The 14,096-nt window shown below is 36.6% G+C and carries 7 protein-coding genes; all 7 read left to right on the top strand.

Annotated features, from left to right (window positions below; genetic code table 11):
• Positions 1-492 precede the first annotated feature (492 nt).
• Positions 493-3,717, top strand: coding sequence for a SusC/RagA family TonB-linked outer membrane protein (locus tag ABYT26_RS12675; RefSeq protein ID WP_372754445.1), 3,225 nt, complete (start codon positions 493-495; stop codon positions 3,715-3,717).
• Positions 3,718-3,736: 19 nt separating this feature from the next.
• Positions 3,737-5,434 carry a RagB/SusD family nutrient uptake outer membrane protein gene (locus tag ABYT26_RS12670; RefSeq protein ID WP_372754443.1) on the top strand — a complete coding sequence of 566 codons (1,698 nt, stop codon included), beginning with the start codon at positions 3,737-3,739 and terminating at the stop codon, positions 5,432-5,434.
• A gap of 706 nt (positions 5,435-6,140) precedes the next feature.
• Positions 6,141-7,802: a hypothetical protein gene (locus tag ABYT26_RS12665; protein ID WP_372754441.1), complete on the top strand. Its 1,662-nt coding sequence runs from the start codon at positions 6,141-6,143 to the stop codon at positions 7,800-7,802.
• Positions 7,803-7,873: 71 nt separating this feature from the next.
• A complete protein-coding gene (locus ABYT26_RS12660; RefSeq protein ID WP_372754439.1) occupies positions 7,874-9,391 on the top strand; it encodes a sulfatase-like hydrolase/transferase in 1,518 nt (505 codons plus the stop codon).
• Positions 9,392-9,421: 30 nt separating this feature from the next.
• Positions 9,422-11,023: an alpha-L-fucosidase gene (locus ABYT26_RS12655; RefSeq protein WP_372754437.1), complete on the top strand. Its 1,602-nt coding sequence runs from the start codon at positions 9,422-9,424 to the stop codon at positions 11,021-11,023.
• A gap of 26 nt (positions 11,024-11,049) precedes the next feature.
• Positions 11,050-13,662, top strand: a complete 2,613-nt coding sequence (locus ABYT26_RS12650; protein ID WP_372754435.1) for a glycoside hydrolase family 3 C-terminal domain-containing protein — start codon at positions 11,050-11,052, stop codon at positions 13,660-13,662.
• Between the two features lie 21 nt (positions 13,663-13,683).
• The coding region (locus tag ABYT26_RS12645; protein WP_372754433.1) for a sulfatase-like hydrolase/transferase at positions 13,684-14,096 on the top strand (413 nt) is incomplete at its 3' end.

The raw sequence follows: 14,096 nt of genomic DNA, 5'->3' as shown, positions 1-14,096 counted from the left end.
AATAATAGAATGAAAATCTAGTTTTTTTGATGAAATCCTTAAAAAATCAGAGAAAATACTATTTGTATTGCAATTAAATAGGAATTCTACAAGTCTACTAATTGGTAGAAAATCAAGATAATAGATTCGAATATAGATTTACTTTGAAAAAATAATTAAAAAGGTTTAGATAGATCATTAAAATTATTTATTTTGCAAACGTTAATTCTAATTTATTTATAAGAACAGAACTTAGATTAGTTTAAGTGTTAAAAGATGTTTTTTTTCATTAAACGACTAGAGTATTTTTCAATTTGTTTATATCGTTTGAATTGAAAAATCTAATTACAGTAGTGAAAAATTAAACAGATCTATCAAGTTAGTAATAGAAGAGTTGTTTGAGCCTGTGTTTGATGAATGAGGATGTAGGTAGTAATGACTTTATATCAGTTAAATCTAACCAATTATGGTATAATGGAAACATATCAGTGTTAACTTAAAAAACGTAATTTTATGAAATTTTCACATCGACTTTTGGCTTGGGGTAACTTCCCTTTGTCGAAAATGTTTAAAATCACGAGCCTTTCAATATTTATATTGATGGTTGGTTTTTTTCAAACTTATGCATCTGCTTCTTCGGAGGGAAATGAATTTCCAGTTCAGTCTGGACAACAACAAGAAAGAAAAATAACAGGGAAGGTAACTGATGTTACTGGAGTGGCCTTGCCTGGTGTTAGTATTCTTATTAAAGGTACACTTAGTGGAACAATTACTAATATTGATGGGTTTTTCTCAATGGATGTGCCTGCGAATACTGAATTTCTTCAGCTTTCCTTTATTGGTATGAAGACCTTGGTGCTAGATGTGAGTGAAAAATCCGATTTTAATGTAGTGCTTCAGGATGATTTTTCAGACCTTGAAGAGGTTGTAGTTGTTGGTTATGGTACACAGAAAAAAGGAAATCTTTCTGGTTCTGTTGTTCAGGTAGGTAGCGAAGTGTTCGAAGATAGAGCAACTGCTGATATTGCTGTTGCCTTACAAGGAGCAGTTCCTAACCTTAATATCAATATTGCCAGTGGATCTCCCGATGCCGAAGCAAGTTATAATATTCGTGGTGTTGAATCATTAAACGATACCGATCCACTTATTTTAGTAGATGGAGTTCCTTATGATGATTTGAGCGATTTTAATCCGGAAGATATCGCGAGTGTAACTGTATTGAAAGATGCGGCTTCTGCTGCTATTTATGGTGCGCGTGCTGCTTTTGGTGTTATTTTGGTAACTACCAAAATGGGTAAGAAGAATTCAAAAACAGTTGTTAAATACTCATCGAGTATGACTCTTTCTGATATTATGTATTTGCCTAATTCGTTAAATTCTGTGGAATCAGCAAATGCAATGAACCTTGCTCGTACCAATCGTGGTAATTCAGAATATTATTCTGGTGAGTTTATCCAGTATCTTCAGAATTACATTGATGATCCTGATAGTGCACCTGTATGGTATGAAGACGGAGGTCAGTATGTTACTGTTGCTAATTTAGATGTGTATGACGAGGCATATTCTAATTTTGCAGTTCGTCAACAACATAATGTTTCTCTTGCTGGTGGTGGTGATAATTCTACATTTTATGTGTCTTTAGGTTACACTCAGGATAAAGGACAATGGAGAGTTAATCCTGATGTGAAAGATCGTTACAATACCATGTTCAAATACAATTACGATGTGAATGAGTGGTTGAGTACCGGTTTTAATGTTAGTTACAATAAAATGACTTATGATGAGCCACATTCGTACAGTGGAATGGGTAGTTACTGGCATGCATTAGAGCGTTCTAAACCTTGGCAGTTAGTTACAACTCCTGAAGATCTTGATGGTGGTGGTAATCCAATGAATCACACTTTAGCTTATCAGCGTTTTGGTGGTAGAGATGTGAAAGATACTCAGCAAACAAACCTTACCGGTAATATTATTCTTAAGCCTTTTAAAAATTTCGAGGTAAATACAACTTTTACTCACGAAAATTATACCTATCAGAAAGAAGAGCACGAAAAAAGTGTTAATATGGTTAGATATACCGATGGTACTGTTTTTAACGGTCAGTCGGCAAGTAGCTATATTAAAAAGACTTCAAGTGTATACAGTCAGAATGTATTGGATGTTTTTGCTACTTATAAATATGACCTGGAAGACAATCATCATTTTAAAATAATGGCAGGTTATAGCCAAACTACTTCTGATGAAAGCAATCAGGTAATTAAAGCAAGTGATCAGGTAAAAGATGATAATACCTCTGTTGAGTTGGTTAATGGAGATGTTACTGCTACCGATTATGCAAATGAAACTGCTATTCGAGGAATATTCGGACGTTTTAATTACGACTATCAAAACAAATATTTCTTAGAAATGAACGCGCGTTACGATGGTTCTTATGTATTTCCTGAAGAAAATAGATATGGATTTTTTCCATCAGCTTCTGCTGCTTGGGTAGTTTCTAAAGAGAAATTCTTCGAAAATGTTCCTTACGTAAGTAATTTAAAACTTCGTGCTTCTTACGGTACTTTAGGAAATCAGAATGTTAGCGAGGATTTATATACATCGCTAATGGGATATTCATCGGTTACGGGTTATTTAATTGATGGTGAATATCCAACCAAAGTGACAATTGCAGATTTAATTTCTGATGATTTGACTTGGGAAGTAAGTAAAACAAAAAACATTGGTGTGGATTTAGGTATGTTCAATAATAAATTGAACGTTAGCTTAGACGTATATCAGCGTATTACCGAGGACATGATTGTAGATGGTGAGGAATTGCCTGCTTCTTTGGGTACTGATGCTCCTCAAACAAATGGTGCCGATATGGAAACCAATGGTTTTGAATTGTCAATTGGTTGGAGACAACGTTTGGATAATGGCTTAACTTATGGTATTTCTGCTAATTTATCAGATAGTCAGTCAAAAATTACCAAGTACAAGCTGAACGATGAAGGACTATTGAGTGATTACTACGAAGGATATGAGTTTGGTGAAATTTGGGGATACGAAACTGAGGGTATTTTTAGTACTGCTGAGGAGTTATCTTCTATGGAAAATCAGTCAGATATTAAAAGTAGAACTTGGGCTCTTGGAGATGTTAATTATGCAGATATAAATGGTGATGGTTCAGTAACCGATGGAAATTCAACTTTGGATGATCCAGGGGATAAGAAAATTATTGGTAATGGACGTGCCAGATATAACTATGGTGTTACTTTAACAGCAGAGTATAAGGGATTTGATTTTAGTGCTTTCTTTAGAGGTGTGGGTAAAAAAGATGTATACTTTAATACCGGTGCTTCTTATTATTGGGGACATTCTGGAGCTAATAACAGCCAATGGTCAACGGGTAATCACTGGGCTTTAGATAATGCCTGGACTGCTGAAAATCCAGATGCTAAATTGCCAATTTACATGAACAACAGTACCTGGAATATGGAAACACAAAGTAGATTCCTTGAAAATGGTGCCTTTTTACGACTAAAAAGTATGACATTGGGTTATACCATTCCTAAAATTATTACGAATAAAGCGAAGTTAAATAAAGTTCGACTTTATGTTACGGGTCAAAATCTATGGACTAAAGATCACCTTTATGGATTGTATGATCCTGAAGTGATTGGAAATGCGTCTACAACTACGGGTAAAGTATATCCTAACAGACGTTCATATTCATTTGGGATACAGGTAAGTCTATAATTTATAAAACTGAATTAAAATGAAAAATAAAATATATTTATTATTATTATTAGCTATTGTAGCTTTCAGTGGCTGTAGCGATGATGAGTTTTTCGATACGCTTTCGGATACTGATTTGGAAACTGATTTATACTGGACTACGGCTACCGATTATGAGTTAGTATGTAATGGATTGTATACTTTTTATACAGGACATAGTACTAAATGGACAAATAGCCCAATTGTGTTTGGTGACGATAAAAGTGACAACCTGGTGCCTGAAACTGTAAATGAGTGGGCTGCAGGATTGTATACTGTGCCTTCTTCTGATGCTAGTTACACCTATTCTACCGTTCGTACTATTAATACGCTTCTTGAAGCAGCTGACGAAACAGACCTTACTTTTACTGAGATTTCTACTTATGTAGGAGAAGCCAACTTTTTTAAAGCTGAGTTTTATTTCGAAAAGTGTAAACGTTATGGTGCTTACCAATGGCTTGATGAGGTGTTAGACGAAGATTCAGGAGATTTATACAGTGCTCGCGATTCTAGAAATACATGTATGGATTCAGCCATGGCTTGTATCAATAGAGCAATAGATTATTTGGATGAAGGAACATCAAATCATAGTAGAATTCATCGTAACATAGCTTTGGCAGCTAAAGCAAGAATGGCTTTGCACGAAGGTACTTACAGAAAGTATCACGACTCGGGAGATTATACTGAATATCTTCAGGAAGCTTACGATGCAGCTCTTGAGTTGATGGAAAGCGGTGATTATTCGTTACAATCTGATTTTAGAACTTTATTTAGTCAAGAGGATAAATCAGATAGTCCTGAGGTAATTTTGATGAAAGATTACGAAGTAGATTTGTTGACAACTGCTATACTTTATGAATTGAATTATAATAATAATAATGAAGGAGTTTCAAAATCTTTGGTAGATGACTTTTTATGTACTGATGGTTTGCCTATTTCTCAAAGTTCTTTGTATGACGAATCGGAAGGTTGGTTTACTGAATTTAATAACCGTGACTCTCGTTTAAGTGTTACTGTTGCGGCTCCAGATTCTGAATGGTTAGACGGTACCTATCCAAATATCAATGGAGCTTATGTTTCTGGTACTGAAACACCTGAAATCAATAATACGATTGGTGTAAGTACAACAGGATATCTTATTGAAAAACATTGGGATAATAACGCTACAAATACAGCTTTGGCTCAATGGGCTGCGTATGATGCTATTATCTATCGTTATGGTGAAACATTATTAATCTATGCTGAGGCTGCTTACGAATTAGGTGTCCTTACTCAAGATGATGTTGATAAGTCGATCAATTTATTAAGAGCTCGTGCTGGAATGCCTGATATGGTTATCGCAGACCTAGTGAAAGATGCTGATTCTGATTTTTCTGATATTGACGCCACTTTAGATGAGATTCGTCGTGAGAGACGTGTCGAATTGGCGATTGAAAATTTCAGATATGATGATTTGATGAGATGGGCTGCTGGTGATTTATTGGAAAATAGATTGTTGGGAATGAAATTTATGGCGTCTTATTACCCTAATGTTGAAGTTGATTCTGATCTTTACCTAGATGACGATGGTTATATTTGGCCTTATGCTACAGATCTTCCTGATGGTAGAACTTTTACATCTCCTCAGATGTATCTGTATCCACTTCCTACGGATGAGTTGACTTTGAATCCAAACTTAACTCAAAACCCGGGTTGGTAAATAAGTAAATACTTGTTATAAGTTTATAAAAGCTTGCTTAACTGATTTTTTATAATCAGCTTAAGCAGGCTTTTTTTTATATTAGGAAACGATAATAAATCTACGTTTCAATGTGTTTTATCCTTTTTGATTCATTCTTATTTCCTTTTGGTTAGGAGTTTTATTGGTAGCATATCAAGTGCTTTTTCGTAGTTTTGTATGGCTGATTATTTTCTTTTTTTATCGATGATAATGCTTTGTTATGGGAATATTCTTGGTGTTCAATATGCATGGTAAGTATCTGTAAGTCAGTCTTGTTTGCGATGTAAATAAAATACTTTGAAAAAAAATTAAAAAAGATTAAAATAGATCATGAAAATTATTTAATTTGCAGACATTAATTCTAATTTATTACAAAACTTGTTTTGTGTATTGCACTCAAACTTAGTTTTTAAGTCAAGTTTTAGTTTGTGCTTACTGTTGATAATTAGAAAGTAAAGCGGTAGGATGGTATGTGGTTTAGATTTGTGCATATTCTTAAATGTCATTTGTTCTCATTCACTTTTATGTGTCTGAGTACATCTGTTTTTGTGTTAGCCTGGGCTTTGCAGATGTAAAATCTGAAATTAAAGGTTGGCTAGCAGCACAGAACGATACAGAATGGGCATGATATCCTCCGAAAGGAAAGAAATTTGTTGTTTGTTATAGAATTGGATAAAAATAGACTATGAGTAAGATGAATTTAAGAAAGGTATTTGTTTCGCTTGTACTGATTGGTGCAGGTTTTGTAACTAATTTGTTGGCGCAGAATATTACTTCCGATCCGCTTGTTTTGGATATGGTACACCATAATCCAGGGGAAAAGCCATACGATACTCAATATAACGATCCAGCATTTATTAAAGATATGGGCTATAATGGAAAGGTTTACTTTCTTTTCGAATCACCTGCTTTGGCTATTAGTTGGGAATCGGTTGATGCGGATATTTTACCTAAGGGTAGCGATGATCGTAAATGGGTAGACGAAAAAGCGGCACAAATTAAAAAGATGTATGCGGCGAGTAAAGCTCAGGGGATGGATGTATATGCTATGTCCGATCTTGTTTTGTTTCCAAAACGATTGATTGAAAAATACAATATGGAGGAAACTTTTGGAGACCCAAATAATCCGTTGACAGCTAAATTTATCAGAGCTCAAATAAAAGAGATATTTACTCAGTTTCCTGCTATGGATGGGTTGGTAGTTCGTATTGGTGAAACTTATTTGCACGATGCACCTTTCCATAAAGGTTCTATTCTTGATCGTCAAAATGCCGATAATACCATTATTCCTCTTATGAAAATTTTACGTGAAGAGATTTGTGTGAAGCTCAATAAAAAATTGATTTTTCGCACCTGGAGATCTTTTGATGTAAAAATGGATACTTACATGAAGGTTAACGATGCAATTGAACCACATGAGAATTTAACCATTAGTGTGAAGCAATGTGAAGGTGATTTTCATAGAGCCAATGCTTTTAGTAAAGTAATCGGACAAGGACGTCATAAGCAAATTATAGAAGTGCAGTGTGCTCGCGAATATGAGGGAAAAGGTGCTTATCCAAATTACATTGCAAATGGTGTAATTGATGGTTTCGAAGAGCATAAGTCTATGCCTGAGGAGAAGATTAATAGTCTTTCAGAATTTGTTGAGAAACGTCCTGCTTTATATGCTGGGGTTTGGACCTGGACACGAGGTGGTGGATGGGATGGCCCATACATTAAAGATGAAATGTGGTGCGATGTAAATGCTTGGGTTATGGCTCAGTGGGCGAATGATCCTAAGCAGTCTGAGGAGAGTATTTTTAATCGATATGCTACAGAACGGATTCATCTGCAGGGTGAGGATGTTGCAAAATTTAGGAAGCTTTGTTTGCTATCGGCTGATGCTGTAGTGCGAGGTAGAAATACAACTTATCGCGATATGATGCCATCGTGGACTCGTGATCAGGGAATGGCCTGGCCCGGATGTCCTAAAGATCCGGTTGCACAGCAACGAAATTTAGATCAGAAAGATGAATCCATTGCTATGTGGAAGGAGATCGTTAAGCTGGCCAAAGCCATTCGTTGGGAAAATGAGGAGGCTCGTAGTCACGCCATTGGATCGGCAGTATATGGATTACGCTTGTACAAAATCTATCGATCTTTAGTTTATATGGCTTATGCCGATAGCAAAGGAGACAAGAAGGAAGTAAAAAAATGGATCAAAGCTTACGATAAGGCTTGGGATAGTTATAATAAACTTACTGAAGAATATCCATTGGTAGCAAGTTTATATACAAAAGAATACAAGCGTCACTTTAGAGCTAGTGCTGATGAAAAAGTGAATAAGCTTCGATGTGATAAATAGTTGGTTGATGAGTTTAACTTTTAATTATCAGACAATTAATGGTGGAATATGGTAATACTAAAAAAAGGGTTATGAGTTATTGTAAGTATAAGTTTGTATTTGTTTTGTTGGCTTTGTCCTATTTGTTTGTAGGATGTTCTGAGAAGAATGTAGAACAAAAGCCAAATATTTTAGTATTACTAACCGATGATCAGCGTTACGGAACCATAGAGGAATTGCATCAGGAAGAGGTGGTAACACCAAATCTCGATCGCCTGGTAAAAGGGGGCGTTTCTTTTTCAAATGCTTACATTTTTGGTGCTCCTCATGGAGCGGTTTGTTCGCCAAGTCGTGCTATGCTAATGACTGGAAAATATTACTTTAATCTTACTCCAAATGTGTATGCACAGTTCTCGGTTCCAGGCAACGAAAGAGGAAAATGTGATACCATTACTTTTCCAGAATATTTTAAAGCCAATGGCTACGAGACTTTTGCTACGGGGAAACAGCATAATGGAAGCGATTGGGTAGAACGGGGTTTTGACAAAGGAAAAGCACTTTATTTGGGTGGAATGACCAAGCATTTTGGTACCAAAGTAAGAGATTTCGATCAAACAAATGGCTGGTCGGAATTCTATGCTGATCAGGAGAAATTCTCAAGCGAAGTATTTGCCGATGCTGCCATCGATTTTATAGATCAAGATCATCAGGATAAGCCATTCATGATGTATGTTGCTTTTACGGCTCCTCACGATCCAAGAACTGCTCCTGAAGAGTTTCACGAAATGTATCCTATTAAAGATATCGAAGTGCCTGCTAATTTTATGCCAGGACATCCTTTTAAAATTGGGGATATGAAAATTCGTGATGAAAAATTAGCCTCTTTTCCTCGTACGAAAGAAGGGGTTCAAAAGCATATTTCAGATTATCATGCCATGATTACCGCTACCGATGTTCAAATTGGTAGAATTTTAGATGAGCTTAAAAAATCCGGAAAGGCAGATAATACGATTATTGTTTTTTCAGGAGATAACGGATTGGCATTGGGACAGCATGGTTTAATAGGCAAGCAGAATGTTTACGAGCACAGTATAAAAGTGCCACTTGTTTTTTGTGGTCCTGGTATTCCCGAAAATGTAAAAACAGAAGCTTTTGCTTATTTGCACGATGTATTTCCAACCTTATGTGATTTAAGCCAGTTAGAGATTCCTGAGACAGTTGAGACATTGAGTCTTGAGCCTGTTCTTAAGGGCGACAAGGATAAAGTAAGAGAGGTAATGCATTTTGGTTACAATGCCTGGGTTGGTGATATAAAACACAAAAAGAAAGGCCAGGATAATGGTCGTGGCGCTCTAAGAGCGGTTCGCAAAGGAGATTTCAAGTTAATATTAAGCAGTAAAGATGGTGTTCTTACCCAACAATTGTTTAATTTAAAAAATGATCCCTGGGAGTTGAAAAATCTTGCTGATGAAGATAGCTACTCTGATAAAGTAGAAGATCTTAAAGTTGAATTGCAAAAGCGAATTGATGAGACAGGTGATCCTGCTCAATTAAATAAAGATATGTTTGGATTGTATGAAGAGTATGATGCAACACATGAACTAAAATAGTAATAAGAATAAGAGATTTAAACCTTAAAGATGATGCGAAGACTAAAGTTTATATTATTAATGACCGTAATGGCCTATTTAGCCTTTGATGCCAATGCGCAATCTGAAGAAAAAAAGGTAAGTTGGGATGAACTTGCAAATCAATTTGAATGTCCGGAATGGTTTCGAGATGCCAAATTTGGTATTTGGTTTCATTGGGGACCACAAGCTGTACCTGAGCAAGGTGGTGGTTGGTATGCACGACATATGTATATGGAAAATGTAGGACGTCAGAAGTTTGGAAAAATGGCTCGTCCTTATCATGAAATGACCTATGGGCATCCTTCTGAATTTGGATTTAAAGATGTGATCAATACCTGGAAAGCTGAAAAATTTGATGCACAGGCATTGGTTCAGTTCTCAAAGGAAAATGGTGCTAAATATATTATGGCTTTGGCAAATCATCATGATCATTTCGATCTGTTTAATTCTACTTATCATGCCTGGAATTCGGTGAATGTGGGTCCTAAAAAAGATATTATCGGAGAGTTTGAAAAGGCAACCCGAAGTGCAAATTTGAAATTTGGAGTGACAAGTCACGATGATCGTTTTCTAAACTGGTGGTTGCCAGCTTTTGGTGTTGATAAAACCGGTGAATATGCGGGCGTACCTTACGATGGTCGTCTAACGAAAGAAGATGGTGTTGGTAAATGGTGGGAAGGTTTAGATCCTGCCGACCTATATGGACCCGTTCCTGAAGACAGAACACCTGAAGTGATTGAAGCAATCAAAGAAAATTGGGAGAAACGTCACCTCGAGTTGGTAAATAAATACCAGCCGGATTTACTTTACAACGACGGAATGAACTTTTCCTATGGCGAACATGGCCGGGAAGTGTGCCGAACAATGTATAACAATAGCTTAAATAAAAATGGCAAGATAGACGCCGTAATGCTATTAAAAAAGAAAGAAAAGGGGACTGTAAATGAAGTGGAATGTGGTGGAAGTAATACTTTGCGGGAAGAACCCTGGCAATCGGAAATTACTTTTACCGATTGGTTCTATAAAGTTGATCGCCATTTAACTCATAACGCACGTACAATTCTTGAAATGCTTATTGAAGCGGTAAGTAAAAACGGAAACCTTCTACTAAATATTGAGTTAAAACCTGATGGAACCATTCCGGCGGAGCAGAAAGAGATTGTAAAAATTGTGGGTGATTGGTTACAAGTAAATGGGGAAGCTATTTATGGAACTCGTCCATGGAAAGTGTTTGGCGATGGGAAAAGTGTTCGTGGCGAATTCGTGGAAACCGTTGAGGGGGAACTTCGAAATGCAACAGCCAACCAAAAGAAAGGGGAGCATTTTAATCAGCGAACTACGGCAACACCTGCTTTTGCTCACGATGAAGTAAGATTTACAACCAAAGGAGAGGATTTTTACATCATTGTTATGAATCCTGCTAAAGGGGAGTTGGTTATTCCTAGTTTGGGATTAAATAAGGATGCCAATCCAGGCAAACTGATAAATGTAAGTCGTTTAGATAATGGACATGAAATCTCATTTAAACAGGATGAGCAAAAAGTAAGCCTTACAATGCCGGTTGTGAATGGAAGAAGTTATCCTGTGGTATTAAAATGTCGTTTTAAATAAGTAGTCATAAAATTAAGATTGAAGCTATGTTGACCTTAAATTATAAAAGATTTTTATCGAAAGCGAAATGGGTTTTTGTTTTGCTTTTCATGTGTAGCTATGTGAATGCACAAGAAACAAAATTTAAATTCGAGAATTCTTGTCTATCTGTAGAAGAACGTGTGGATGACCTAATTTCACAAATGACATTAAAAGAAAAGGTGGAACAAATGATGAATAAAGCTCCGGCAATTCCTCGTTTAAACGTTCCAGCTCACGAATATTGGAATGAGTGTTTGCACGGGGTAGCTCGTGCCGGAAAAGCAACCGTTTTTCCTCAGGCTATTGGTCTTGCTGCTACCTGGGATACCGATTTAATTTACCGTTCGGCAGTGGTTATTTCTGATGAAGCAAGAGCAAAACATCACGAAGCTCAGCGAAACAATTCATATTTACGATATGAAGGATTAACTTACTGGACCCCAAATGTGAATATTTTTCGTGATCCTCGCTGGGGACGCGGACAGGAGACCTATGGTGAAGATCCATATTTAACAGCTCGCATGGGAGTGAATTTTGTGAAAGGTCTTCAGGGAGATGATCCTAATTATTTAAAATTGGTGGCTACACCAAAGCATTTTGCTGTTCACAGTGGTCCGGAACCAGAAAGACATTTTTTTGATGCTGCTACCAACGAAAGAGATTTTTACGATACCTATTTGCCAGCTTTCGAAGCTTGTGTGAAAGAGGCAAAAGCTTACTCTATAATGGGCGCTTACAATCGTTATATGGGCGAACCTTGTTGTGCAAGTCCTCGTTTGCTTACTGATATTTTAAGAGATGATTGGGGATTTGAAGGATATGTTGTTTCCGATTGTAATGCGATTCGCGATGTATGCGATTACCACAATTTTACCGATTCCAAAGAAGAGGCAGCTGCCCTTTCTGTTCAAGCCGGATGTGATTTGAATTGTGGCTTTCGTTACGCTTATTTAGAAGGAGCTGTTGAACAGGGATTCATTACAGAGGATGAAATTGATGTATCGCTAAAAAGAGTTTTTACCGCTCGTTTTAAATTAGGGATGTTCGATTCTCCAGATGAAGTTCCTTACGCTGAAATTCCGATGGATGTTGTTAGTTCTGCTAAACACAGGGCTTTGGCTTTGGAAACAGCTCAAAAATCGATGGTGTTGCTAAAGAACGAGAATAATATTTTACCTCTTAAAAAGGATGTAAAATCGATAGCTGTTTTGGGACCAAATGCCAACCAACTAGAGGTTTTATTGGGGAATTACAATGGTTTTCCTGCCAATTATATTACTCCTCTTGAAGGAATTAAAAACAAAGTTTCAGAAAATACCGAAGTGTTTTTTGAAACCGCTTGTAACCTAATTGATACGAAAAATGCATACTCTTTGATTCCTGCTGAATTCTTAAGTTTTAGCAAGCAGCAAGGATTACAGGCAACTTACTACAATAGTAGCGATTTGTCAGGAACTCCGCTTGTAAGCAGAATAGAACAGGAAATCAATTCAAATTGGAATTCCGATTTGGTTGAAGGATTAAACGATGCTGAGTTTTCGGTGAACTTAAAGGGTGTGATTAAAGTTGATGTAAGTGGAGAATATACCTTGTCGCTTACTGCGAATAATTCTTATAAATTATCTATTAACGATGATGTATTGATAGATAATTGGGAAGATCCACAAAGAAAAAGACAATCGGCTAAGGTTTTCTTGAAAAAAGGAAAAAAATACGATATCAATATCGATTATGCTCACGAAGGTTGTCCTGCTAAATTGAATTTAGTATGGAAAACACCTGAAAAAACTTCACGCGAAAAGGCGATAGAGTTAGCAGAAAAATCGGATGTAGTGATTTTTGTTGGTGGGATTTCTGCCGCGGTGGAAGGGGAGCAAATGCGTGTTCCATATGATGGTTTTGATGGTGGAGATAAAACAAATATTGAGCTGCCTGAAGTACAAAAACAATTGCTTAAAGATTTACATGCTATTGGTAAACCTGTTGTTTTGGTACTGCTAAATGGTAGTGCTTTAGCTGTTAACTGGGAAGATGAAAATCTAGCAGCTATTGTAGAAGCTTGGTATCCTGGAGAGTTAGGTGGTGCTGCTATTGCTGATGTTTTATTTGGCGATTACAATCCATCCGGACGTTTACCAGTTACCTTTTACAAATCTGTAAAAGATCTTCCTCCATTTGTAAATTATGCCATGAAAGGTCGTACTTACCGCTATTTCGAAGGGGAAGTGCTTTACCCTTTTGGTTACGGTTTAAGTTATACCGATTTTAACTACAAAAATATTAGTGTATCAAAATCTCAGATGACTGCAGAAGATTCTTTGGAGTGCAGTATCGAGGTGAAAAATGATGGTAAGTACAAGGGCGACGAAGTGGTTCAATTATACGTTAAGGATGTGGAAAGTTCGGTAGTTCGTCCAATTAAGAGCTTACGTGGGATAAAACGAATTAGCCTGGAATCGGGAGAAACAAGCAAACTGACTTTTCAAATCACACATGAAGATCTAGAGTATTTTGATGTTGATCAGGATAAAAAAATAGTGGAAGCTGGTTTCTTCGAAATTGGAATAGGTTCTTCTTCTTCCGATTTGGTAACAACTAAGTTTGAAATCATTGAATAATAATAAATAAAATTTCAAATAATGCAGAATCAATTTAAATGGTTTATTTCGGCTACTATCCTCCTTGCAAGTGTCGTGGGGTGTAGCAATGGAAATAAGTCGGTTAAAAAAACAGCAGCAGATCGACCTAATATTCTTTACATCATGTCCGATGATCATACAGGGCAGGCATGGGGAGTTTATGGTGGAATCTTGAAAGATCATGTTCATACACCTAATATACAGCGTTTAGCTAAAGAGGGTTGTGTGTTAGAAAATGCTTTGGTGTCTAATTCAATTTGTACACCAAGTAGAGCAACCGTGTTAACAGGTCAATACAGCCATGTGAATGGAGTAAAAACCTTAAATGGGTCTTTGTATCCTGAGCAAAATAACATTGCTAAAGTTCTGCGAGAAGATGGTTACCAAACTTCTATTATCGGAAAATGGCACTT

This window comes from Labilibaculum sp., from assembly GCF_041595635.1.
Lineage (GTDB): Bacteria > Bacteroidota > Bacteroidia > Bacteroidales > Marinifilaceae > Labilibaculum.
Note: the sequence above shows the minus strand (reverse complement) of the source record. Positions and strands in the feature narration are given on the sequence as shown.

What these genes read in the sequence shown, in the direction of transcription:
- ABYT26_RS12650 (WP_372754435.1), top strand. Translation starts at nt 11,050, where the DNA reads ATGTTGACCTTAAATTATAAAAGATTTTTATCGAAAGCGAAATGGGTT.
- ABYT26_RS12655 (WP_372754437.1), top strand. Translation starts at nt 9,422, where the DNA reads ATGATGCGAAGACTAAAGTTTATATTATTAATGACCGTAATGGCCTAT.
- ABYT26_RS12665 (WP_372754441.1), top strand. Translation starts at nt 6,141, where the DNA reads ATGAGTAAGATGAATTTAAGAAAGGTATTTGTTTCGCTTGTACTGATT.
- ABYT26_RS12675 (WP_372754445.1), top strand. Translation starts at nt 493, where the DNA reads ATGAAATTTTCACATCGACTTTTGGCTTGGGGTAACTTCCCTTTGTCG.
- ABYT26_RS12660 (WP_372754439.1), top strand. Translation starts at nt 7,874, where the DNA reads ATGAGTTATTGTAAGTATAAGTTTGTATTTGTTTTGTTGGCTTTGTCC.
- ABYT26_RS12670 (WP_372754443.1), top strand. Translation starts at nt 3,737, where the DNA reads ATGAAAAATAAAATATATTTATTATTATTATTAGCTATTGTAGCTTTC.